Source organism: Bacillus tuaregi, assembly GCF_900104575.1.
In the GTDB taxonomy this organism is placed as follows: domain Bacteria; phylum Bacillota; class Bacilli; order Bacillales; family Cytobacillaceae; genus Bacillus_BD; species Bacillus_BD tuaregi.
Genome location: NZ_LT629731.1, coordinates 4,035,385 through 4,057,938, shown reverse-complemented (window position 1 = coordinate 4,057,938; position 22,554 = coordinate 4,035,385). Strand labels below are relative to the sequence as shown.

Genomic DNA, 22,554 nt, shown 5'->3' with positions numbered 1-22,554 from the left:
TATGGAAAAGAGGCAAAAAAAGGACCCGTCGCAAATGCGGTACGGCTATACAACAGGCGCCTGTTCGACTGCTGCAACAAAGGCTGCCTTAACTGCCTTAATAACGGGTGAAGCGCAGGAGGAAGCGGTTATCCATTTACCTGTAGGGCGTGCTGCTGCTTTTACAATGGAAAAGTGTGAGATAGATGGAAATTCCGCCAGTGCAGAGACGATTAAGGATGCAGGTGATGACCCTGATGCGACTCATAGGGCTCGTATTATTTCTACCGTCAGCTGGCTGGATTCTGCATGCATTCTTCTTGATGGCGGAGTGGGTGTTGGCCGGGTAACGAAGCCTGGCCTTCCCGTTCCAGTCGGTGAAGCGGCCATTAACCCGGTGCCGCGGAAAATGATTTTGACGGTTGTTGAAGAGATCTTACAAGAATATGAGATTCATAGGGGGGTAAAGGTTGTTATTTCTGTACCCGATGGGGAAGAAATAGCGAAGAAAACTTTAAATGGCAGGCTGGGGATTGTCGGCGGTATCTCAATCCTTGGGACAAGGGGAATTGTTGTACCTTTTTCCAGTTCGGCTTATATGGCAAGCATTGCAGAGGCGGTTAGCGTTGCAAAAGCATGCGGCTGTAATCACCTCGTCTTAACGACTGGGGGACGCAGTGAAAAGTATGCCATGCAGCAGTGTCCGGGGTTGCCTGAGGAAGCTTTTATTGAAATGGGTGACTTTGTTGGCTTTTCCTTAAAGCAATGCAAAAAACAGGGAATCGAAAAGGTTTCACTTGTCGGGATGATGGGGAAATTTTCCAAACTTGCCCAAGGAGCGATGATGGTTCATTCCAAAGGCTCATCTGTTGACTTTGATTTCCTCGCGGAGATTGCAAGAAGTGCGGGTGCATCTGAAGAGCTTGTTACTAAAATCACCGAGGCAAATACTGCCTCGCAAGTCGGAGATATGATGGCAGAAGCAAACCTGAATGGATTTTTCAATAAGCTGTGTGAAGCCTGCTGTCAGCAATCATTCAAGCATATCAACGATGGAATCGAAATCGACACGACCATTTATACATTAAAAGGACAATTATTAGGAAGGGCTGTTGGAAATGCAATCGATGAAATTAATAGGTATCGGGGATAACGGTCAATCCAGCTTACTGCCGCAATACTTGGAGTGGATTGAAGAAAGTGAAGTGCTTGTCGGCGGTGAAAGAATGTTATCTTTCTTTCCTAATTATAGAGGAGAAAAGGTGGTTATCAAAGGCGGTTTACAGACCGTTGTAGAAAGGCTGCAAAAGGAAACCCGTCCAACGGTTGTACTAGCTTCGGGTGACCCGCTGTTTTTTGGCATTGGAAGCTATCTTTCGAAAAAAATAAATATGGAAGTCTATCCGTATATCAGCTCCATACAGCTTGCCTTTGCCAAAATGGGTGAGAGTTGGCAGGATGCTTTTGTAGTCAGTGTTCATGGCAGAAGTATGAAAGGGCTGGCACAGAAGATTGATGGAAAAAGAAAAATTGCCTTGCTTACTGATAGAGAGAACAATCCCAATCGACTTGCTGACTATCTTCTTTCTTTTGGAATGACAGAATATCGGGCGTTTGTGGCCGAAAATCTAGAAGGTGAAAATGAAAAAACGGGCTGGTATGAACTCGAGGAAATGCGTCAGCATGAATTTTCGTCATTAAATGTGGTGGTTTTGAAAAAAGCCGCCGAAGGACCCGTCTGGCCGCTTGGCATTGAGGATAGGGAATTCTCTCAGCGTAAGCCTGATAAAGGCCTGATTACGAAAAAGGAAATTAGAGTTTTAAGTCTCCATGCGCTGAGACTTCAGAAGGACAGCACGGTTTGGGATATAGGAACCTGCACCGGTTCAATAGCTATTGAAGCAGCAAGATTGGCGCCGGAAGGTCAGGTTTTTGCGATTGAAAAAAATGAGCCTGATTTAGAAAACTTTTTTCAAAACCAACGAAAGTTTCGTGCGGATATTACAGCAATCCATGGAAAAGCTCCTGACGGCTTAGAAAATTTCCCTGACCCGGATGCTATTTTTATCGGTGGAACAGGTGGGGAAATGGCTGATTTAATTCACGTTTGCTGCCAGCGTTTGAAAAGGGGAGGGCGAATTGTCCTTAATGCTGCTACGATTGAAAATCTATATCGGGCGAATGAGGCCTTTGCTCAGGCAGGCTATCAAACTTCTATTATGCATGCCCAAATCTCTCGAAGCAAACCGATTTTAGGAATGAGTCGTTTTGTCCCCCTCAATCCAATCTATATCATTACTGCTGAAAGAAAGGAAGAAATGCATGAGTAATCTTGGTATATTATATGGTCTTGGAGTTGGTCCGGGCGATCCGGAATTAATTACGGTGAAAGCATTTCGTATCATTCAGGAGTCACCAGTTATTGCCTATCCAAGAAAACGAAAAGGAAGTAAAAGCTATGCCCATCGGATTGTCGAGGTCTATATTCGTCCGGAAGAAAAGGAAATGCTGGGACTTGTGTTTCCGATGACAAAAGACCAGAAAATCCTTGACCGAGAGTGGAGACTCATGGTTGATGAGGTATGGCAGAAATTAAGCGAAGGAAAGGATGTCGCCTTTGTAACAGAAGGAGATCCGCTTTTATACAGTACGTTTATTCATATGATGAAGCTAATGAAAGAATTGCATCCAGAGGTTGAAATTAAAACAGTACCAGGTATTTCATCCTTTAACGGTTCTGCCTCCAGACTGGGAATCGCCCTCGCAGATGGGGATGAGCAGGTCGCTATTGTCCCGGCTCGTGATGATTATGAAGCGATGAAAAAAGCAATCGAAGAGCATGATGCGGTTGTGTTTATTAAGGTTGCGAAAGTAATGGACTTAATGATAACGGTTTTAAAAGATTTAAAGCTATTAGAACATGCATCTGTTGTGACAAAGGTGACATCTGAGGAAGAAGTGATTTGGAAGGTCAGTGAGCTGGAAGGTGTCGAGCTTGAATATTTGACATTAATGGTGGTGAGAAAGTGAAGATTTATATTGTTGGAGCGGGACCGGGCGATCCGGATTTGATTACGGTTAAAGGGCTGAACATTCTTCAACAGGCTGATGTCATTTTATATACAGATTCGTTGGTGAATGAGGAATTGATTGCAAAGGCAAAGCCGGAAGCAGAGGTATTGAAAACTGCCGGCATGAATTTAGAGGAAATCGTTTCGGTAATGGTCGACCGGGTAAAGGCTGGAAAAATGGTTGCCCGTATCCATACAGGGGATCCTTCCATGTATGGTGCGATTATGGAACAAATGGCTCAGTTGAAGAAAGAAGGAATTGGTTATGAAGTTATCCCGGGCGTGAGTTCGGTATTTGCTTCAGCTGCCGCTATTGGTGCGGAGCTGACGATTCCAGACTTAACACAAACACTTATTTTAACGCGAGCAGAAGGCAGAACGCCGGTGCCTGAATTTGAAAAGCTGCGTGATTTGGCAAGCCATCATTGTACAATTGCCCTGTTCTTAAGCGCAACTTTAACGAAGAAAGTGGTGAATGAACTGCAGGCTGCCGGTTGGCAGGATGACACACCGGTTGCAGTCATTCAACGGGCATCATGGCCTGATCAAAAAATTGTCCGGACAACATTGGTTAATCTGGATGAAGCTATGAAGGTAAATGGAATCCGTAAGCACGCCATGATCCTTGCAGGCTGGGCATTAGATCCAAACATATATGAAAAAGATGAATACCGTTCAAAATTGTATGACGCTAGCTTTACCCATGGTTTTCGAAAAGGTGTGAACCCATGATGATTGAATTGAAAGAGGGGGAATTTGCCCCTATTATTCAAAATCATCCATATGCTCTAGTTGCAATCACGAAGCATGGTGTTGAGCTATCCCGTCGCTTACATAAGTTGTTTGCACAAAGTGACCTATATTATATGAGCAAGTTTGAGAAGGGTGATGAGGAAGCGAAGGGGATTCAGCTTTTCTCAGGCAGTGTCCGGCTGCTGCTTCCAACCCTTTTTCAACAATATAAAGGTATTATCATGATTATTTCTCTCGGTGCTGTGGTGCGGATGATTGCACCGATTTTACAGGATAAGAATACAGACCCTGGGGTTGTTGTCATTGATGACCGTGGTGAGAATGTAATCAGCGTATTATCCGGCCATTTAGGTGGTGCAAATGAACTAACCCATCAAGTTGCTGCAGCGCTTGATGCAAAGCCGATTATTACGACGGCATCAGATGTCCAAAAAACAATTCCGGTCGATTTGTTTGGCGCACAATTTGGCTGGGTATGGGATTCACCTGAAAAATTAACGCCTGTCAGTGCTTCCGTTGTAAACGAAGAACATGTAGCGGTTGTCCAGGAGTCGGGTGAGCCTGATTGGTGGCTGTATGATACACCGATTCCAAAGAACATTGTCATCTACTCCTCAATTGAAGAAGCAATTGAGGCTAAGCCGAATGCTGCTTTAGTTGTAACGCACCGCTTGCTTCCTAGGGAAGAAGAAGTCCTTGTAGAAAACGGAATCGTTTTTCGTCCGAAGACGGTTGTGATTGGAATGGGCTGTAATAGAGGAACGTCTGTAGAGGAAATCGAGAGCGTCATTCAGGAAACTCTAATCGAACTTGATATTTCGATTAAAAGTGTCAAAGCACTTTGTACGATTGATTTGAAAAAGGATGAAACTGGGCTGCTTGAAATAGTGGAGAAATATGGCTGGGAATTTATCTATTATTCACCGGAAGAGCTGAATATGGCAGGGATTGAAGCACCATCAGAAACGGTCTATAAGTATACAGGTGCTTACGGAGTAAGTGAACCGGCTGTCCGGATCTACACTGGTGCTGAGAAGCTTGAACTTGTCAAGAGAAAATCAGGTAATGTGACCATCTCAGTTGGTGTTATGCCTTTTGGAAGGAGGGGTGGTTGTGAGCAATAGAAGATTAGTTATAGCCGGGACCGGGAGCGGGGTCGGTAAAACGACGATCACCATTGGGATTATGGCGGCACTTCAGCAAAGGGGCTACACGGTTCAAGGCTTTAAGTGCGGTCCGGATTATATAGATCCATCCTACCATACTGCGGTCACCGGTAGAACATCGAGAAATTTGGACAGCTGGATGTTTGAACATCAAATGGTGCGAGATATTGTTGCACATGCAGGCAAAGGAGCTGACATTAGCATTATTGAAGGCGTAATGGGCTTTTATGATGGGAAAAATCCTTTGAAAAATACAGGTTCCACAGCTGATATCAGCATGATTACGGATAGTCCGGTACTGTTGATTGTCAATTGTGCCAGCATGGCACGCAGTGCAGCGGCAATCGTTAAGGGATTTCAAACGTTAGCCAGCGGTCAGAATATTGTTGGGGTGATTGCAAACCAGGTCGGCAGTACGGGACATTATGAAATGGTGAAAGCGGCTATTGAACAGGAATGTCATGTACCAGTAATTGGATATTTAAAACGAGAGCGTGAGATTGATATTCCCAGCCGTCATTTAGGCTTAATTCCGGCAATTGAAAGAGGAGAGCTGAACTCTTTTTTTAATAGATTAGCAGATCTAATCACTGAAACAATCAATCTTGACCTGTTGTATGATTTAGCTAAAACAACAGAGTTAATATATTCAGCTAAAAGCCTATTTGAACAGCATAAAAATCAAGACGTTACGATTGCTGTTGCCAAGGATGCAGCGTTTAATTTTTACTATCAGGAAAATCTTGAAATGCTTGAAGCTTTCGGGGCAAAGTTGGTTTACTTTTCTCCTTTAAACAACGAAGAGGTTCCAGCTGAGGCACACGGCTTATATCTAGGCGGCGGCTTTCCGGAGGAATTTGCGGCCGAGCTGGCAGGAAATGAGGCTGCAAAGGCTTCTATTCGAAGGGCTGTTTTGGAAGGTGTCCCAACATTAGCGGAGTGCGGCGGCTTTATGTATTTAACACAGTCAATCGTTCTGACAACAGGTGTTGAATATTCGATGGCTGGTCTTATTCCAGGGAGGGTGAAAATGCAAAAGAAACTTGCTGCATTAGGATACAGGGAAATAATTGGCCGAAAAGAAAATTTCCTAATTGGTGAGGACCAGCAGGCAAAAGGACATGAATTTCACTATTCAACCTATGAAAACGAAGAAGACCATCCTTATGCCTATGTAACAAAAGGCAGGTTTGGTGCAAAGCAGGAAGGGACTTTACAAGAGAATCTTGTTGCCGGCTATACGCATTTTCATTTTGCATCGAATACAGCGCTTGCCGAGCATTGGGTGCAGGCTTGTGTCCGCTACAAGCAAGCGGCAGAGGAAATAGTTAAAAAGGGAGATTGTGAATGAAACGAGGTAAAGTCTATTTAGTCGGTGCAGGACCTGGGGACCCAAAGTTGTTAACCTTATATGGACTTGAATGTATTCAAAAAGCAGATGTGATTGCCTATGACAGACTTGTTAATCCGAAGCTTTTAGAATATGCAAAGCCCGAAGCAGAGCTCATGTATTGTGGAAAATCACCTGGTAAGCACCATTTAATTCAAGAAGAAATCCATACCCTTTTAGTGGAAAAGTCGATGGAAGGAAAAATCGTCACCCGATTAAAGGGAGGGGACCCTTGTGTGTTCGGCCGAGCGGGAGAGGAAGCAGAGGTTCTTCGTGAACACGGAATTGAATATGAAATGGTTCCCGGGGTAACTGCCGGTATTGCGGCACCGGCCTATGCAGGTATACCTGTGACACATCGTAATCATGCCTCGAGCTTTGCCATTGTAACCGGGCATGGAAGTGAGTCCAAGGGGAAGGATTATTTGAATTGGCCAGCGCTTGCCCGTGGTATTGATACGATTGCCTTTTATATGGGTGTCAGCAATTTGGACTATATCTGTAAGCAGTTAATTACTAACGGACGCTCGGCTAAGACGCCTGTTGCCATTATTGAATGGGGCACAACGGAAAAACAAAGAACCCTCACTGGAAATCTTGAAACCATTGAAGATAAAGTGAAGGCAGATAAGATTTCTAATCCTGCTATGGTACTAGTAGGAGATGTCGTGCATTTGCGTGAGAAGATTAAGTGGTACGAAACAATCAAAGAGGCTGAAAGTGTACCAAGATAATGAAAGAGGTGAGATACATGGTCCGCAAAGGGTTATTTCTTATCTACACAGGTGAAGGAAAAGGAAAAACGACTGCTTCGCTAGGTGTTACGCTTAGAGCTGTTGGTCGGGGCCTTCGGGTAAGATATTTACAATTTATAAAGTCGCAGGAACGAACATATGGGGAAGCATTAGCCCTTCAAAAATTAGGTGTTGAAATGGAGCAGATGGGCATTGGTTTCACTTGGACGAAAACACCTGAAGAGCACCGAGAAGCACTGGTGCAGGCATGGGCAAAGGCAAAACAGGCCTTGAAAGATCCTGCTATTGATTTGCTTGTACTGGATGAGTTGAACAATGCTTTAGCTATTACAAACTTTCCGATTGAGGACGTACTTCCGCTTCATGAGGTGGTAGAAGCGATTCAACAACGTCCTTCCCATATGCATCTTGTCGTAACAGGACGACAGGCGGCAAAGGAACTAATCGAGCTTGCTGATCTCGTTTCCACGATTGAAGCAACAAAGCATTACTATGAACAAGGAATTCCAGCAGTAAAAGGATTAGAATTTTAAAAGTACAGGTACCACAAAAGGACAAATGTAGACGATTTGTCCTTTTGTGGTACCTGAAGAAACCTACAATAAATAATGCATAAAAGCAGTGGCAATGCCAAAGTAAATAATTAATGAGAAGATATCGTTGAGTGTTGTAATTAATGGTCCGGATGCGACCGCGGGGTCAATATTGATTCGATAGAGAAATATCGGGATGATTGTTCCAGCTAACGTACCAATAATTAAAGTGATTAAAAGCGATGCACCGACAACAACACCAAGCATTGGATTGCCAAGCCAAACATAGGCAATGATGGAAATTAAGAGGCCACAGGTGACACCGATTATGATACCAACGCCACTTTCCCGCATGATTAAATTAAAAATCGCTTTCTTATCAAGGTCATTAACCGCAAGACCACGAACGACTACAGCTAGTGACTGTGTTCCGGTATTACCGGTCATCCCGGAAATCATTGGCATAAAGTAGGTAAGGGCAACAACCTGCTGGAGCGTACTTTCATAACCGCTGATGATGCTCCCTGAGATAAGTCCAATGAACAGGAGTAAAACAAGCCAGGGCAGTCTGCGATAGGCGGCGACAAACGCCTTTGTATCGAAATCAATCGCTTTACCTGAAGCGGAGAGCTTTTCAATGTCTTCATTCGCCTCTCTAATAACAACGTCAATAATATCATCGACTGTAATAATCCCCATTAAGACGTCTTTTTCATTAACGACAGGTATAGCAAGGAAGTCATAGCGTTCAATGACGCGGGCTACTTCCTCCTGGTCCATCAAATCCGATACAGAGATGACCCGTTCGTACATAATGTTGCTGATTCGTTCGTTGGCATCAGCAATCAGCAGGTCCCTGTAGGAAACTACGCCAACCAGCTTCCGGTGGTTATCAACCACATATAAATAGTTGAGGGTTTCGGCAAATTCCGCAAAGGATTTTAGCTTATCCACTGCATCTCTAACGGTATAATAATCGCGAATCCAAACAAAACGGTTAGTCATCATACGACCAGCCGTTTCAGGCGGGTAATTCATGATGTTCTGAACAATTTTTGATTCTTCTATCTTCATTCCGGCTAAAAGTGAGGCCATTTTTTCAGGGGATAAATCATCTAATAGCGAGGCTAAGTCGTCATTATCCATCTCGTCGAGTACTTGGCTTTTTCTCTCAATCGCCAGCTTATTCAGAACTTTAAACTGCTCATCACGATCTAATTCCTGGATTAAATCAGCAAGCAGGTCAATTTTTAAATGTAATAAAAAGCGAGTTCGATGCTTTTCAGGCAGATCGGCATAGATTTGAGCAATATCATATGGCTGTAATTCATCTAAAACAGCATCAAGCTCTTTTTGTTTGTTTTCTTTTAATATTTTAATGATATGAAGGGTTATTTGATCTTCGGTCATGTTATGAATCATATTTTTCACTCTCCTTCCCACCGGAAAGTACACGTTTTTAGCTTGCATGACTATTATAAAGAAAAAACTATATAATTAAAATGAAACTTTCGCAAACATTGAAGAGAAACGGTCTTTTGCTTAAAGAAAATGATACTATATGGTATGAATGACTATAGAAAAGGGCCATTAGGACTTTGCAGGAAATCCTGCCATTTTTTGTTTAAGCAACAATTTTATGATTGTATGTTGATCTGTAGAATCGATAAAGCTAATGAAGTACTTATAATAAGCTTAGTTTTCCAATATCTGCTATGATAGTAATAAGGAAATGAACATGAACGTTTGATTACATATTCGGGGGTTTCATCGGTGAAGAGGAATGGTATTCGGGATGTTATTTATATTCATTTAAATGAAAAAAGTCAATTTGTACTCTCTCATGGGATTGAATTTCGAGAGTTCCTGATTGTTTTACATGAGTCCATCAACCATATGCTCCTTCTTAAGCATCGGTTTGATGATGGAGACTTTAATATGCACACAATGCTTGACTATGTTCCAAAGAAAAGAATCATGAAGCTTGGTGACGATGATGTATATACCTATGGAGATTTTTGCTGGATTGACTTTGAAGAAATGGAGGGACTTGATGAAGTTCCCGGCCAAGTGCTAGCAGAGCTGCTCTATCTCGGTCATGTCAAGGAACCGCTTAAGCCACCCTTCTATAGTTATTTAAGAAATTCCTTTGCTTACCTAGCTCACGATGATGGTTGGTTTAACAAAATCTATTACCGGGATTTAACTCAATTTTATCACCTGCTCAGCCAATTGATTCCAATGAAGCTAGAAACCCTTAAGCCGGAGAAAAACCTATTAGGGCTGAAAAAGAAAAAAACTTATCCTTCTGTTGATGAACACCTTTTGTTATCGTTAAAAAAGTTTATGAGTGAAGGGGTCGTCTTGTCGGTCAAGGACGTTATGCAAAACCGCTACCGTATTGAGCTGCCGTTATGGGTAATCGGAGACTTCTCTAACATGGATGATATGTACGAAGAATATGAAAAAAACAGCAAAAGGCCCTGTGATGCGAAGCTTATTTTTGATAAGAAGACGCGTGAATGGAAGATACGATCGAATTAAGTTTGAATAGATTGTGGCAGTTCGGAAAAAATACTACCAAATTTATATCCATATGCTATAATCAATCTGTTGTAAAATTACATATCACGGAATAGGTGTCTTTTTAAAACAAGACTTAATTGGGAAGTTGGTTGAAATCCAACGCGGTCCCGCCACTGTAAATGGGAGCAACCTGCATATCCACTGTACTTTGTTGTATGGGAAGGAGCAGGAAGCGATGATCATGAGCCAGGAGACCTGCCTGTTTCTCGCACACCAGTAAACCCTACGAGGATAGGGGGTGTTTGGAAAACGGCTAGCTTTTACCTATATAGTCAATCCAACATCTCCTCGAGCGTGGAGATGTTTTTTTGTGTGAAAAAACTATACGGTAAAGGGAGGAAAATAGATTGAAAAAACTTTATGCATTATGGCTTGCTCTACTGTTAAGCCTTTTGGTATTAGCGGGCTGCGGCGGTGCAGATGAGAATGAAGCGGCTCAAGATGAGCAGAATAAAGAGACAGTAGAGACAGAATCCGATGGCGCAGATGAAACAGAAAATGGTGCATTTCCAGTTACAATAAAGGATGCAACAGATAATGGAGTTGAGATTGAATCAAAGCCGGAAAGAATTGTATCGCTTATCCCAAGTAATACGGAAATTTCTTTTGCCTTAGGTCTAGGAGATGACATTGTTGGTGTAAATGATAATGACAATTATCCGGAAGAAGTATTAGAAATAGAAAAAATCGGAGGCATGGACCTTAATATAGAGAAAATTATTTCATTACAGCCTGATCTTGTTCTGGCACATGGCGGATCTTCAATGGGCAGTTCACCTGAAGGTTTACAGCAGCTCCGTGATGCAGGGATTACCGTCCTTGTCGTGAATGATGCAACAAGCTTTGTTTCCGTGTATGAAGCTATTGAGATGATAGGGAAGGCTACAGGAACACAGAAAAAGGCTAACGAAATTGTCACTGATATGCAAACAAGGATTGAAAACATAAAAGAGAAGGCAGCTGCCATTAAAGAGGAAGACAGGAAAAAGGTATATATCGAAATCATGCCGGCTCCAGAAATATATTCTGCAGGAAAGAATACGTTTATGGATGAAATGCTAGAAATGATTAATGCAGAGAACATAGTGACAGAGGAAAGTTGGCCAAAGGTTGATCAAGAGGCAATTATTGCTAGTAATCCTGATGTCATTATTACAACCTATGGATTTTATACACCAGATGCTGCTGAACAATTACTAAGCCGCGAAGGCTGGCAGGATGTTAACGCAGTCAAAAATGAACAAGTTTTTGATGTTAATTCCGATGTAGTAACACGTTCAGGGCCTCGCCTTGTAGAAGGAGTAGAGGAAGTTGCAAAAGCGGTTTATCCAGATGTTTTCAATCAATAAAATAGCTGCCTACATGCTTGCTGTGGTTTTATTAATCACAGCTATGCTTGTTGCTATATCAATAGGTACAGTTTCTGTACCTATTTTCGATATTGTCAAAATCATTGGAGCTGGTCTATTTGGCTTATCAATAGAGCAGGTGGATCCGATGTATTCAAATATTGTCTTAAATATTCGTTTACCGAGAGTGATTTTAGCAGGCTTAGTGGGTGCATCCCTTGCCATTGCGGGAGCAGCTTTTCAAGGGCTGTTACGGAATCCGCTCGCAGACCCTTATACGCTTGGGGTTTCATCAGGAGCATCAGTTGGTGCCGTTGTCACCATCTTTTTCAATTTATCATTACCACTGATTGGAAAGTTTACTTTGCCCTTATTTAGTATTGTTTGTTCTTTTCTAACGATATTCATTGTTCTTTTATTTTCACAAAGAATTGACCGTTCGATGAAAGTTGAAACCATCATTCTAACAGGTGTGATATTTAGTTCCTTTTTAAGTGCGTTTATTTCCCTCATGATTGCTTTAACTGGTGAAGAGCTGCGGCAAATCATTGGCTGGCTGCTCGGTAGTGTATCGATGAGAGGCTGGGACTATATTAAGATTATCCTTCCGTTTTTTATCATTGGTTCTGTGCTTGTGCTAGTCAATGCTAGTGAATTGAATGCGTTGTCATTTGGGGAGGAACGCGCTCAGCATTTGGGTGTTAATGTGCAAAAACGGAAGCTGCTCATCTTAATAGCCGGCTCGATTTTAACAGGGGCAGCTGTTGCGGTGTCAGGGACGATTGGTTTTGTCGGCTTAGTTATTCCGCATTTAACAAGGCTATTGTGGGGGCCTGACCATCGACATTTGTTACCGTTGTCCATCTTGACCGGAAGCAGCTTCTTAATTCTGGCTGACCTTGTGGCAAGAACGATTATTTCACCAACGGAACTTCCCATTGGCGTGATTACCTCCTTAATCGGAGCTCCGGTGTTTGCGATTATTCTGATTGGCAGTAAGAGGAAGGAAAGGAGACGGTAAGCATGCTTGAGGTTGAACAATTATATGGCGGCTACAACAGTGATTCAGTAATTAAAGATGTGTCATTTCAAGTTAAAAAAGGTGAGTTGTTTGGAATTCTTGGCCCGAATGGAAGCGGAAAAACCACGTTGCTTAAGATGATAAGCGGTATTTTACCCTATCATCTAGGACATATTCACTTGAAGGGGCAGCCGTTAAAAAAATATTCTACGAAACAGCTGGCAAAGGTGATTGCAGTCCTTTCACAGCATTCATCTGAGGCCTTTTCCTATTCGGTTAAAGAAACAGTATCACTTGGAAGATATGCACATCAAACAGGTTTTTTTACTGAGTGGAGCAAGGAAGACGAGGAGATTGTCCAAGAGGTCATGAGCTGGACGGGGGTGGATTCCTTACAGGAGCAGCCGATTCAATTATTATCTGGTGGTGAGAGGCAGCGGGTTTTCTTGGCTCAGGCGCTTGCGCAGGAGCCGGAAATATTACTTTTAGATGAACCGACGAATCACTTGGATTTATCCTATCAAAAGGAACTTCTGGACTTATTGAAAAAATGGACGCTTGAGAAGCATTTAACCGTCGTATCTATTTTTCATGATTTGAATTTGGCTGGCCTGTATTGTGATCGTCTTCTCCTGCTTGAAAATGGCACGGTTAATCGCTATGATACGCCAAATGAAGTATTGAAACAGGACACGATTGAGCGCGTCTACAAGACTGAGATTAGAAAGCATCCTCACCCAAAGGTTCCAGCCCCGCAGCTCGTTTTGCTGCCGGAATCCTATTATCAGGTTGTTCAAAATGAGATGAAGATTACAGAAGAGAACATGCGAGTGAATCCAGAATATATTGTCTTACAATCACCATTAGCTTTACGTACGATGTCATCCGGGGTAACAGGCTCTGGCATGGGCTGGTATAACACGTTTGTTAACCGGCATGTTGATCGAAACTATCATTGTGATGATCATCGTGAAGAGATGAGTGATTTCTTAAAGGCTAATGGTTTTGAGCCGTCGGAAACGGTAGGAATGATGACGGCTGTTTATACGAAGGATGTGGTTTTTCGTCATTATGAGGAGCAAGGATTTTCTTTAATGGTGATTGTGACTGCAGGTGTCGGCAATGCTGTTGATGTATCAAAAAGCTTTGAGCAGAGCTACGAATTATTGCCCGGTACCATTAATACTTGGTTGTTTATTAATGGTGATTTAACAGATGAGGCGTTTATCCAGGCAGTTATGACTGCTACCGAAGCAAAGGTCAAGGTGATGCATGATATGGATATTCGCGATGCTCAAACCGGAACGATTGCAACGGGGACGTCTACGGATAGCATCTTGATTGCTGCGACACAAAAGGGACAGATGCTTGAATTTGCCGGGAGCATTACACCGCTCGGAAAGCTAATAGGCAAGGGTGTGTATGAATGTACAAAGGAAGCCATTAGAAAGAGCAGGGAAAGAAGAGAAAGTTATGTTGATTGAACATTCATTAGCGATTACATTAGCTGTTATCATTGACCGAATTGTTGGGGATCCCCCTTCATGGCCGCATCCTGTAAAATGGTTTGGCCAATTCATCTCGGTTCTTGATAAACAGCTAAATCAAGGGACGAGAAAGAAATGGAAGGGACTTGGCATGCTGTTGATCGTGATGCTTACGGTGCTTCTAGCTTCATTGATGCTTTGCATGATTGCCTATTCTCTTCACTCATTAGTGGGGATTGTGGTGGAGGGTGTGTTGATTAGCACAACGATAGCACAGAAAAGCTTGAAGACTGCTGCTTTAGAGGTCTATCACCCACTGAAAAAAGGAGACGTAGACGAGGCACGTCTTAAGCTATCCTATATCGTTGGCAGAGATACATATTATTTGGAAGAACCGGAAATCGTCCGCGGTACGGTTGAAACGGTTGCTGAAAACACAAGCGATGGTGTTACCGCACCTATGTTCTGGGCTTTAGTGGGCGGGGCCCCTTTAGCGCTCGTCTATCGAGCGATTAACACCTGTGATTCAATGGTCGGTTATAAAAATGATACCTATCTATGGTTTGGCTGGGCGTCAGCCAGAATGGATGATCTGGCCAATTGGATTCCGAGCCGGCTGACAGGCTTTGCCATGCTGCTTGCTAACCGGCCTTATAAAACGGACCGGAGGAAGACTTGGTCAATTCTGTTCCGTGATGCAAAAAAACACCCAAGTCCAAATAGCGGTTGGTGTGAAGCAGCGGCTGCAGGTCTCTTAGGAGTTCAGTTGGGCGGAGTAAATACATATAAGGGAATCATTTCAAATCGTGCAAAAATGGGCGACCCGCTCTTTCCATTAGAAAGTAACGATATTATCCGAATGAATACCATTCTTACTCGGACGACCCTTTTATTTTTAATTATTTTATGGCTTGGAGGTGTGTTCATTGACATGGCCGTCACATGGTTCTAACCCTCATTATTTATACGAAGCGGCTGGGCTTGCCTTGCCGGATCACACGCTTGATTTCAGCGCAAACATCAATCCGCTTGGCCCTCCTGCTGTCCTCAAGGAACGCTGGAGCGAGCTTCTTCACGGAATTGGAACCTACCCTGATCCGCATACCGCTTCATTGAAGCAGAAAATTGCCCAGCAGGAAGGAATTGAAGAAAGTCAGATTCTCATAGGAAATGGCGGAGCTGAAATCATTAGCCTAATGGGAAGAGTGATTGCGGGAAGAAGGGTACTGATTGTAGAACCGGCTTTTTCCGAATACGAAAAGGCTTGCAAGGTGAATCATTGCGAGGTTTCTTATTATCAGCTGTCAGATGGCTGGGATATTCACCTTGAGGACTTAGTTGAAAAGATTTCACAGGCTGAAGCTGTTTTTCTTTGCAATCCGAGTAACCCAACTGGTCGTTATTATCGCACGGAAATTTTGCTCCCCATCCTTGAGGCCTGTAAGCGTAAGGACTGTCTCTTGATTGTCGATGAAGCTTTTTATGATTTTGTAGCAGATTATGAATCGCTCGTTCCATATATAAAGGATTTTCCGAATCTAATCCTCATGCGTTCCTTAACAAAAATATTTGCCATTCCAGGCTTACGCCTCGGCTATCTGATGGCCGATGAGAAAATAATCGAAACGATGTCAAATTGGCAGCCGCATTGGAGTGTTAACAGCGTGGCCATTCAAGCGGGAGTCTGGTGTCTTGAGGATGATAAGCATATCATGGACACCATTGCGTACATTCAGGCTGAGCGCGAAACGCTTTTTCATTTTTATAAGGAGAATCATTTCGAGGTTTCTGATACGGCTATCAATTTTTATCTGCTGAGAGATGGTCAACTCAATAACCAATATCCACTGTTTGAGTTTTTATTAAACCAGGGAATTGTTCCGAGACATACCTTTAATTTCCCAGGTCTAGATGGTCGATGGCTGCGGTTTGCGATTCGAACCACCACTGAGAACAAAATGCTGATGGAGGCGATGAAATCATGGCGCAGCTTGAATCCATCATCTTTATAACAGGTGGTGTAAGGAGCGGGAAAAGCAGCTTTGCTGAAAAATTGGCCGCTGATATATGGAAGAAAGGACCTTCCGGCAAACTCCACTATATTGCAGCCATGCAGCCGTCAGACACTGAAATGCAGAAGCGGATTAAACGGCATCAGGAAGGGCGAAATCAAAGCGGATTAGAATGGAAGACCTGGGAAAAACCCGTATCCATTGGAGAGCTAGCTGAAGTCTTCGAAAGGAACGATGTTGTGTTGCTTGATTGCTTAACAACCTGGCTGAATAACGAGTTATTTTTCGAAGAAGATAGATGGCAGAAAGAAGAGTACTTGGCAGACTTATTTGGAGTGATGTGGGAGGGTATCGTACAAATTGCCGAGAAGGTACGGACACTCGTGATAGTGAGCAATGAAGTGCTGAATGAACCAGTAGCTGATAATGAGCTTGTACTTCAATACAGTCGTATGCTGGGTAAATTACATCAAGAAATTGTCTCCTCCGCCCAAAATGCCTATCTAGTCGAGATGGGGATTCCGATTGATATGAAAGGTGTGGTCAAATGAAGGGTTTCATGATTCAAGGAACCGGTTCTGATGTGGGGAAAAGCTTAATTGTGACCGCATTATGCAGAATCCTTGTTAATGATGGAGTAAAGGTAGCTCCTTATAAATCACAGAATATGTCGAATAACTCCTATGTAACGAAGGACGGCTCAGAAATTGGACGTGCCCAAGGTATCCAGGCGGAAGCGGCAAAAACAGAGGCTTCTGTTTGGATGAATCCAATCCTTCTGAAGCCACAGTCTGATAGGAATTCAGAGGTAGTACTGCTGGGGAAGGTGCATAAAACGCTGTCCGGCAAGGGCTATCGAGAAACCTTCTATGAAAGGGGGCTTGAGGTGATTCAAGAGTCACTTCAGGAGCTTTCAAAGAAGTATGATTTCCTTATTATGGAGGGAGCAGGCAGTCCGGTTGAAATGAATTTAAAGGACCGTGAGCTTGTCAATATGAAGGTGGCTGAAATGGCAGACGTACCGGTTTTTCTTGCCGCAGATATTGACCGCGGCGGTGTTTTTGCCAGCATTATTGGGACGCTGGAGCTATTTACGGAAGAAGAACGGAAAAGAGTAAAAGGCATCCTCATTAACAAATTTCGCGGTGATTTTCATTTATTTCAAGATGGGATTACCTTTCTTGAAGAAAGGACTGGAATCCCCGTCCTCGGTGTACTTCCATATATCAGTAACCATATGATTGACCGTGAGGACTCCTTATCGATTCATGAGTTTCGCAGCCTGAAAAAGACGGGTGAACTAGAGATTGCCGTAATCCAGCTGCCGTATGCTTCCAATATTAGTGATATTGAACCGTTTTTGCATGAAGAAGATGTTACTTTGCGCTTTGTTCGTGATGCTTCAGAATGGGGGAAGCCGGATGCCGTCATCATCCCAGGGACAAAAAGTACCATCCGTGATTTGCAATATTTGCGTCAAGCGGGCCTTGTGGAAAGGATTGTCAGCTTTGCCCGTGAAGGCGGCTTCGTGACAGGGATTTGCGGTGGTTATCAAATACTTGGGAAAACATTAGTGGATGTCGAGGGTACGGATACTGGGTCAGCAGGCTTAGAAGAGGACGGCTTGGGTCTCATCGATGCTGTCACCCATTTTCAAAAGGAAAAGAAAACCATTCGTGCATTTGGAACCTATCACCATCAAATAGGATTGTGTGAAGAGGAGAATATAGAAGGATATGAAATTCACTTAGGTGATACAGTTATTTCGGATTCGGCAAGCAGCCCGTTATTTATATTCGAGAACAAGCGCGAGGAAGGCTACTACGGGGACAGTGGCCGTATTATTGGTACTTACCTGCATCACCTCTTTCATAATGACGGCTGGCGCAACCTTTGGTTAAACCGCATCCGTGATCATATCGGACTGCCGCAGAAAGCCAGGGTGGATGTCGGCGCGTTAAAGGAAGTACGTTACGAACGTCTGGCAGAGGAAATGGAGAAATATCTGGATATTGATAGAATCAAAAAAATCATAAATGATTGGGAATATGAGCATGAAGACCATTAAAGGATTGATTATGGCCTTTCAGTTTTTTACGAGCATTCCGATTCCATACGAAGTACCAATGGACCGTGTCCATATTGAAAAGGCGATAAAAACCTTTCCGATTTTAGGTCTATTACAGGGTATTTTCTATGCCTTTGTTTTGTTTCTTATTTCCGAGTGGACACCATTGTCACCGCTTGCGGCAGCATTCTTTGTCTGGCTTTCCATGATTGTGATTACGGGTGGATTGCATTTGGATGGTTGGATGGATGCAAGTGATGCCTATTTCTCCTATCGTGATCTTTCGCGAAGACTGGAAATTATGAAGGACTCAAGGGTTGGGGCATTTGGTGTTCTTTCCGTTATCGTTCTTTTGAGTGCTAAGTTTCTGTTTATTTATGAGACGGCCGTTCAACTGTCCTATAGTACCTATGCACTAATTGCCTTTATCCCTTTTTTAAGTAAAAGTGTAATGGGCATTCTGTTAATACGTGTCAAGGCAGCAAAAGAGGAGGGGCTAGGCACCTTGTTCAAAAACGCAGCCTCAAGGTACACCCTTTGGATTTATCCTATTTATACTCTTATTCTGGTTGGAGTGTTTTTCGGATTCTGGCCTAAGGTGCTTGGCGGAGCATTCTTGCTCATACTTGTTGCCATGATGTTTGTGGTGTTTGCGGCGAGAAAAACGGTCAAATGGTTTGGAGGAATTACTGGTGATGTCTTAGGGGCATCAGTGGAAGGAGTGGAAATCGCCTTATGGATGACGCTGTGGTTGTGGCATTATTTCGCCACGGTTTAACTGAGGAGAATAGACGGAAGGCTTATATTGGCTGGACAGATTCTCCTATTTGTGAAGATGTAAAAGAGGCATTGGCCGGAAATTGTTTTCAGCCTTCTCCGTATGAAAGAATCGTGACAAGTGATTTACAACGCTGTTTACAAACCGCTCAAATATTGTTTCCTGAGCAGAAAACGACGGCATTCCCTGAATTTCGCGAGCTTCATTTTGGTGAATGGGAAGGAAAAACATATGCTGAGCTGACGGGGGACCGTTATTATGAAAAATGGCTAAGCAATCAATATGAGATGATTCCGCCTCAAGGTGAAAGCTATTCTGTTTTTGCCAAAAGAGTTGATGAGGGGTGGCGAAGGGTACTTTCGATGATGAAGGAGGACAATATTCAGCGCCTTGCGATTGTGACACATGGTGGGGTTATTCGTTACTTTTTATCAAAGCTATATGAAAAGCGTGATTTTTGGGAGTGGAAGGTTCCTCATGGAAATGGGTTCGAGCTCGTGTGGTCACAAGAAGAAGCTTTCAGGAGGGGTGAACGTTGCACTTTGTTACGGGCGGTGCCTTTAATGGAAAATCAAAATGGGTAAAGGCATATAATCAACTAACTAAAGAAAACAACCGTTGGATTTCTGCTTATCAGCACGAGAATTTACCGGACAGCTTAGACTCTATTCCGGACATTTTAGTATTAGAGGGAATTGAGCATTGGGTCAAGGTGTTGCTAAAGCATCAAGATGAAGGGGCTGTTAGAGAAAAATGGTACACGCTCCTGCAGCAATGGAAGCAGTGGGAAAAAGGGAAGCCGGGAAGAATGGTTACTTTAATCGGTTCGGATTTAACGAAGGGAATTGTCCCGGCTACCCTAGAGGAGCGAGTGTGGCGTGATGTTACAGGAAGGGTTTTTCAGGAAATAGCAGCGGCTTCAGACCGTGTGGACCTTATCTGGTATGGAATGAATCAAAGAATAAAATAGACGAGAGGGAGAATGGTTATGAAATTATATACGAGAACAGGCGATAAAGGGCAAACCAGTATTATTGGCGGCAGAGTGGATAAGGATGATGTTAGAGTAGAGGCTTATGGAACGGTTGATGAAGTTAATAGTTTTGTTGGTCAGGCGGTAACACAGCTAGATAAGAATATATTTAAGGATATTCTAGATGATTTAGAAAAAATTCAACATGAGCTTTTTGACTGCGGCGGCGATTTAGCAAATGTCACGAAAAAACGGGAGCCTAAATTAACGAGTGAATCGATTACTTATTTGGAAGCTCGAATTGATGAATTGATAACAGAAGCTCCGGAGCTCGAGAGATTTATTTTACCCGGTGGCTCTCCTGCGGCAGCTACTCTTCATATCGCGCGTACCATTACAAGAAGAGCAGAGCGTCTAGTCGTTAAGCTGTTGAAGGAGGACAATGAATATCAACGTCAGCTACAATTTCTGAACAGGCTTTCTGATTACTTCTTTGCCGTTGCTCGAGTGGTGAATGCCCGACTGAATGTAAAGGATATAGTATATGTCCGCAGCGCACCGGTATTCCGCGGTGGTAAGAGAAGCGAGGCAGCTGAAAATGAACATAAAAAGGATTAGTCTGATTAGTTTATTCATTGCGCTGTCTGTTGTTGGGGCTTCGATTAAAATCCCGGCTGTTGTGTCCAGTGTTGCGTTAGATATGGTACCCGCTCTAATTGCGGGTGCCCTAATAGGAAGTCTTCCAGGGGCATTCGTTGCCCTTTTTGGTCATCTTGTCTCTGCGCTGATTGGCGGAATGCCATTAGGACCCTTTCACTTCTTAATTGCTGTGGAAATGGCCTTGCTTGCATGGTTGTTTACGGAAATTTATCGTAAGGGTAAAGGGATCTTAGCTAGTATTCTCTTTGTGATTGGAAATACATTTCTTTCACCTTTACCGTTTTTATTTATTATGGGTACTGGCTTCTATATCGGTATGATTCCATCTTTGCTAATTGGCTCCTTGCTCAATACGATACTTGCACTGTTACTGTCATCTCGCTTAGCAAATGTTTTTCTCCATAAGGAAACGGTAAAATGAAAAGAGATGTGACAGTCATTCCATTAAATGAACATGAATCACTCATTATTGCAGCTGATAACAGTGGTGGTATCGGATTAAAGGAAAGTGATACTGTGAAGACTCCTTATGATATTGTTTCTTACTTCAGTCTAAGAGTAGCGGCAATGGAGTGTATCGCTGCAGGAGGAGTGCCTTTTTCTGTTGTTATTCATAATTTTTGCGGTGACGAAGCATGGTATTCAATTGTTGATGGAGTAGAACGCGGCTTAAAGGAACTGGGTATGATGTCAACAGTGTCCATCACAGGGAGTACGGAAAGTAATTTTCAACTGCTACAATCTGCACTTGGTACGATTGTGATGGGAAAAAGAATTCAGGAACCCTCGGACCAAAGTTCAACCTATGCTGGGATGAAGCTTGCAGTTATCGGCTCACCCTTGGTAGGTGAAGAGGTACTTGCTAAGAGCCATGAGATTGTACCGCTTTCCCTTTTTCAAAAAATGAGTCTGTTGGATGAAGTGATCCTGTTACCTGTCGGGTCAAAGGGTGTCTTTCATGAGTTAAAGGTGCTGACAGGCGATAAGGGGCTTGCCCTGGAATCAGTCTGCTGTGCTGTTGATTTAGTGAAAACCTCGGGCCCCTCGACCTGTGTATTAGCTGCATTTCCTGCTGTGCTGGAGCCGGTTGTGAAGGAAATGACCTCCGGGCTTTATCATTCGCTGGAAATAGAGGTAAATTAATTTTTTGATGGACAAAAGGCAGCTGTGAATCGAGTAAAATGTCCAATAGACGTGTTCAAAAGGCCAAAGCACAGTCTAGAATCGAGTAAAGTGTCCAATAGACGAGCCCAAAAGGCCAAAACGCAGTCTAGAATCGAGTGAAGTGTCCAATAGGCGAGCTCAAAAGGCCAAAACACAGTCTAGAATCGAGTAAAGTGTCCAATAGACGTGTTCAAAAGGCCAAAACACAGTCTAGAATCGAGTGAAGTGTCCAATAGACATGTTCAAAAGACCAAAACGCAGTCTAGAATCGAGTGAAGTGTCCAATAGACATGTTCAAAAGGCCAAAACACAGTCTAGAATCGAGTAAAGTGTCCAATAGACGTGTTCAAAAGGCCAAAGCACAGTCTAGAATCGAGTAAAGTGTCCAATAGACATGTTCAAAAGACCAAAGCACAGTCTAGAATCGAGTGAAGTGTCCAATAGACATGTTCAAAAGGCCAAAACGCAGTCTAGAATCGAGTGAAGTGTCCAATAGACGTGTTCAAAAGGCCAAAGCACAGTCTAGAATCGAGTGAAGTGTCTAATAGACGAGCCCAAAAGGCCAAAACGCAGTCTAGAATCGAGTAAAGTGTCCAATAGGCGTGTTCAAAAGGCCAAAACACAGTCTAGAATCGAGTGAAGTGTCCAATAGACGCGTTCAAAAGGCCAAAACACAGTCTAGAATCGAGTAAAGTGTCCAATAGGCGAGCTCAAAAGGCCAAAGCACAGTCTAGAATCGAGTAAAGTGTCCAATAGACGTGTTCAAAAGGCCAAAACGCAGTCTAGAATCGAGTAAAGTGTCCAATAGA

At 43.1% G+C, this 22,554-nt stretch carries 23 protein-coding genes and 1 riboswitch; of the genes, 22 read left to right on the top strand and 1 reads right to left on the bottom strand.

Annotation, left to right across the window (positions count from 1 at the left end; genetic code table 11):
* Position 1 precedes the first annotated feature (1 nt).
* The 8 genes from BQ5321_RS21890 to BQ5321_RS21855 are packed head-to-tail and all read left to right on the top strand — an operon-like array spanning position 2 to position 7,647.
* Entirely contained in the window at positions 2 to 1,132 is a 1,131-nt protein-coding gene (locus tag BQ5321_RS21890; protein ID WP_071396470.1) for a cobalt-precorrin-5B (C(1))-methyltransferase, read from the top strand.
* Complete coding sequence (gene cbiE, locus BQ5321_RS21885; RefSeq protein ID WP_084786963.1) at positions 1,107 to 2,309, top strand: precorrin-6y C5,15-methyltransferase (decarboxylating) subunit CbiE; 1,203 nt, start codon at positions 1,107 to 1,109, stop codon at positions 2,307 to 2,309. The genes BQ5321_RS21890 and cbiE overlap by 26 nt, the downstream gene beginning before the upstream one ends.
* On the top strand, positions 2,302 to 3,009 hold the full coding sequence (gene cobI, locus BQ5321_RS21880; RefSeq protein WP_071396468.1) for a precorrin-2 C(20)-methyltransferase: 708 nt from the start codon (positions 2,302 to 2,304) through the stop codon (positions 3,007 to 3,009). The genes cbiE and cobI overlap by 8 nt, the downstream gene beginning before the upstream one ends.
* Complete coding sequence (gene cobM, locus BQ5321_RS21875) at positions 3,006 to 3,782, top strand: precorrin-4 C(11)-methyltransferase (protein WP_139187858.1); 777 nt, start codon at positions 3,006 to 3,008, stop codon at positions 3,780 to 3,782. The genes cobI and cobM overlap by 4 nt, the downstream gene beginning before the upstream one ends.
* The gene (locus BQ5321_RS21870) at positions 3,782 to 4,927 is read left to right on the top strand and encodes a cobalt-precorrin 5A hydrolase (RefSeq protein ID WP_071397020.1); all 1,146 of its coding nucleotides are present in this window, start codon (positions 3,782 to 3,784) and stop codon (positions 4,925 to 4,927) included. The genes cobM and BQ5321_RS21870 overlap by 1 nt, the downstream gene beginning before the upstream one ends.
* The gene (locus BQ5321_RS21865; protein ID WP_071396466.1) at positions 4,917 to 6,320 is read left to right on the top strand and encodes a cobyrinic acid a,c-diamide synthase CobB; all 1,404 of its coding nucleotides are present in this window, start codon (positions 4,917 to 4,919) and stop codon (positions 6,318 to 6,320) included. The genes BQ5321_RS21870 and BQ5321_RS21865 overlap by 11 nt, the downstream gene beginning before the upstream one ends.
* On the top strand, positions 6,317 to 7,093 hold the full coding sequence (gene cobA, locus BQ5321_RS21860; RefSeq protein WP_071396465.1) for a uroporphyrinogen-III C-methyltransferase: 777 nt from the start codon (positions 6,317 to 6,319) through the stop codon (positions 7,091 to 7,093). The genes BQ5321_RS21865 and cobA overlap by 4 nt, the downstream gene beginning before the upstream one ends.
* A 17-nt stretch (positions 7,094 to 7,110) precedes the next feature.
* The gene (locus BQ5321_RS21855) at positions 7,111 to 7,647 is read left to right on the top strand and encodes a cob(I)yrinic acid a,c-diamide adenosyltransferase (RefSeq protein WP_071396464.1); all 537 of its coding nucleotides are present in this window, start codon (positions 7,111 to 7,113) and stop codon (positions 7,645 to 7,647) included.
* A 63-nt stretch (positions 7,648 to 7,710) separates the two neighbouring features.
* Here BQ5321_RS21855 and mgtE read toward each other — a convergent pair whose 3' ends face one another.
* Positions 7,711 to 9,069 (bottom strand): magnesium transporter, encoded by a 1,359-nt coding sequence (mgtE, locus tag BQ5321_RS21850; RefSeq protein ID WP_071396463.1) that lies wholly within the window; start codon positions 9,067 to 9,069, stop codon positions 7,711 to 7,713.
* 351 nt (positions 9,070 to 9,420) lie between these two features.
* Here mgtE and BQ5321_RS21845 point away from each other — a divergent pair, with 351 nt between their 5' ends.
* From BQ5321_RS21845 to BQ5321_RS21780, 14 genes are all read left to right on the top strand, one after another.
* On the top strand, positions 9,421 to 10,191 hold the full coding sequence (locus tag BQ5321_RS21845) for a hypothetical protein (protein ID WP_071396462.1): 771 nt from the start codon (positions 9,421 to 9,423) through the stop codon (positions 10,189 to 10,191).
* A gap of 76 nt (positions 10,192 to 10,267) precedes the next feature.
* A riboswitch (cobalamin riboswitch) is annotated at positions 10,268 to 10,450 on the top strand.
* Between the two features lie 130 nt (positions 10,451 to 10,580).
* Positions 10,581 to 11,582 carry an ABC transporter substrate-binding protein gene (locus BQ5321_RS21840; RefSeq protein ID WP_071396461.1) on the top strand — a complete coding sequence of 334 codons (1,002 nt, stop codon included), beginning with the start codon at positions 10,581 to 10,583 and terminating at the stop codon, positions 11,580 to 11,582.
* Positions 11,566 to 12,603 (top strand): FecCD family ABC transporter permease, encoded by a 1,038-nt coding sequence (locus BQ5321_RS21835; protein WP_390622197.1) that lies wholly within the window; start codon positions 11,566 to 11,568, stop codon positions 12,601 to 12,603. Before BQ5321_RS21840 ends, BQ5321_RS21835 begins: the two co-directional genes overlap by 17 nt.
* A gap of 2 nt (positions 12,604 to 12,605) precedes the next feature.
* A complete protein-coding gene (locus BQ5321_RS21830) occupies positions 12,606 to 14,087 on the top strand; it encodes an adenosylcobinamide amidohydrolase (RefSeq protein WP_071396459.1) in 1,482 nt (493 codons plus the stop codon).
* A complete protein-coding gene (gene cbiB, locus BQ5321_RS21825) occupies positions 14,077 to 15,042 on the top strand; it encodes an adenosylcobinamide-phosphate synthase CbiB (protein ID WP_071396458.1) in 966 nt (321 codons plus the stop codon). Before BQ5321_RS21830 ends, cbiB begins: the two co-directional genes overlap by 11 nt.
* Positions 15,017 to 16,102: a threonine-phosphate decarboxylase CobD gene (gene cobD, locus BQ5321_RS21820; RefSeq protein WP_071396457.1), complete on the top strand. Its 1,086-nt coding sequence runs from the start codon at positions 15,017 to 15,019 to the stop codon at positions 16,100 to 16,102. Before cbiB ends, cobD begins: the two co-directional genes overlap by 26 nt.
* The gene (locus BQ5321_RS21815; protein WP_071396456.1) at positions 16,072 to 16,653 is read left to right on the top strand and encodes a bifunctional adenosylcobinamide kinase/adenosylcobinamide-phosphate guanylyltransferase; all 582 of its coding nucleotides are present in this window, start codon (positions 16,072 to 16,074) and stop codon (positions 16,651 to 16,653) included. Before cobD ends, BQ5321_RS21815 begins: the two co-directional genes overlap by 31 nt.
* A complete protein-coding gene (locus BQ5321_RS21810; protein WP_071396455.1) occupies positions 16,650 to 18,170 on the top strand; it encodes a cobyric acid synthase in 1,521 nt (506 codons plus the stop codon). Before BQ5321_RS21815 ends, BQ5321_RS21810 begins: the two co-directional genes overlap by 4 nt.
* Entirely contained in the window at positions 18,157 to 18,948 is a 792-nt protein-coding gene (cobS, locus tag BQ5321_RS21805) for an adenosylcobinamide-GDP ribazoletransferase (RefSeq protein ID WP_071396454.1), read from the top strand. The genes BQ5321_RS21810 and cobS overlap by 14 nt, the downstream gene beginning before the upstream one ends.
* Positions 18,906 to 19,532 carry a histidine phosphatase family protein gene (locus BQ5321_RS21800; RefSeq protein ID WP_071396453.1) on the top strand — a complete coding sequence of 209 codons (627 nt, stop codon included), beginning with the start codon at positions 18,906 to 18,908 and terminating at the stop codon, positions 19,530 to 19,532. Before cobS ends, BQ5321_RS21800 begins: the two co-directional genes overlap by 43 nt.
* Complete coding sequence (locus BQ5321_RS21795) at positions 19,484 to 19,918, top strand: bifunctional adenosylcobinamide kinase/adenosylcobinamide-phosphate guanylyltransferase (protein WP_071396452.1); 435 nt, start codon at positions 19,484 to 19,486, stop codon at positions 19,916 to 19,918. Before BQ5321_RS21800 ends, BQ5321_RS21795 begins: the two co-directional genes overlap by 49 nt.
* 18 nt (positions 19,919 to 19,936) lie before the next feature.
* On the top strand, positions 19,937 to 20,539 hold the full coding sequence (locus BQ5321_RS21790) for a cob(I)yrinic acid a,c-diamide adenosyltransferase (protein ID WP_071396451.1): 603 nt from the start codon (positions 19,937 to 19,939) through the stop codon (positions 20,537 to 20,539).
* Positions 20,520 to 21,002: an ECF transporter S component gene (locus BQ5321_RS21785; RefSeq protein WP_071396450.1), complete on the top strand. Its 483-nt coding sequence runs from the start codon at positions 20,520 to 20,522 to the stop codon at positions 21,000 to 21,002. Before BQ5321_RS21790 ends, BQ5321_RS21785 begins: the two co-directional genes overlap by 20 nt.
* Positions 20,999 to 21,724 carry a hypothetical protein gene (locus tag BQ5321_RS21780; protein WP_071396449.1) on the top strand — a complete coding sequence of 242 codons (726 nt, stop codon included), beginning with the start codon at positions 20,999 to 21,001 and terminating at the stop codon, positions 21,722 to 21,724. The genes BQ5321_RS21785 and BQ5321_RS21780 overlap by 4 nt, the downstream gene beginning before the upstream one ends.
* Positions 21,725 to 22,554: the final 830 nt, after the last annotated feature.

What these genes read in the sequence shown, in the direction of transcription:
- BQ5321_RS21790 (WP_071396451.1), top strand. Translation starts at nt 19,937, where the DNA reads ATGAAATTATATACGAGAACAGGCGATAAAGGGCAAACCAGTATTATT.
- BQ5321_RS21800 (WP_071396453.1), top strand. Translation starts at nt 18,906, where the DNA reads ATGGATGACGCTGTGGTTGTGGCATTATTTCGCCACGGTTTAACTGAG.
- cobS (WP_071396454.1), top strand. Translation starts at nt 18,157, where the DNA reads ATGAAGACCATTAAAGGATTGATTATGGCCTTTCAGTTTTTTACGAGC.
- cobA (WP_071396465.1), top strand. Translation starts at nt 6,317, where the DNA reads ATGAAACGAGGTAAAGTCTATTTAGTCGGTGCAGGACCTGGGGACCCA.
- mgtE (WP_071396463.1), bottom strand. Translation starts at nt 9,069, where the DNA reads ATGATTCATAACATGACCGAAGATCAAATAACCCTTCATATCATTAAA.
- BQ5321_RS21810 (WP_071396455.1), top strand. Translation starts at nt 16,650, where the DNA reads ATGAAGGGTTTCATGATTCAAGGAACCGGTTCTGATGTGGGGAAAAGC.
- BQ5321_RS21830 (WP_071396459.1), top strand. Translation starts at nt 12,606, where the DNA reads ATGCTTGAGGTTGAACAATTATATGGCGGCTACAACAGTGATTCAGTA.
- cbiB (WP_071396458.1), top strand. Translation starts at nt 14,077, where the DNA reads ATGTTGATTGAACATTCATTAGCGATTACATTAGCTGTTATCATTGAC.
- BQ5321_RS21815 (WP_071396456.1), top strand. Translation starts at nt 16,072, where the DNA reads ATGGCGCAGCTTGAATCCATCATCTTTATAACAGGTGGTGTAAGGAGC.
- BQ5321_RS21835 (WP_390622197.1), top strand. Translation starts at nt 11,566, where the DNA reads ATGTTTTCAATCAATAAAATAGCTGCCTACATGCTTGCTGTGGTTTTA.
- BQ5321_RS21780 (WP_071396449.1), top strand. Translation starts at nt 20,999, where the DNA reads ATGAAAAGAGATGTGACAGTCATTCCATTAAATGAACATGAATCACTC.
- cobI (WP_071396468.1), top strand. Translation starts at nt 2,302, where the DNA reads ATGAGTAATCTTGGTATATTATATGGTCTTGGAGTTGGTCCGGGCGAT.
- BQ5321_RS21785 (WP_071396450.1), top strand. Translation starts at nt 20,520, where the DNA reads ATGAACATAAAAAGGATTAGTCTGATTAGTTTATTCATTGCGCTGTCT.
- BQ5321_RS21890 (WP_071396470.1), top strand. Translation starts at nt 2, where the DNA reads ATGGAAAAGAGGCAAAAAAAGGACCCGTCGCAAATGCGGTACGGCTAT.
- cbiE (WP_084786963.1), top strand. Translation starts at nt 1,107, where the DNA reads ATGAAATTAATAGGTATCGGGGATAACGGTCAATCCAGCTTACTGCCG.
- BQ5321_RS21855 (WP_071396464.1), top strand. Translation starts at nt 7,111, where the DNA reads ATGGTCCGCAAAGGGTTATTTCTTATCTACACAGGTGAAGGAAAAGGA.
- BQ5321_RS21870 (WP_071397020.1), top strand. Translation starts at nt 3,782, where the DNA reads ATGATTGAATTGAAAGAGGGGGAATTTGCCCCTATTATTCAAAATCAT.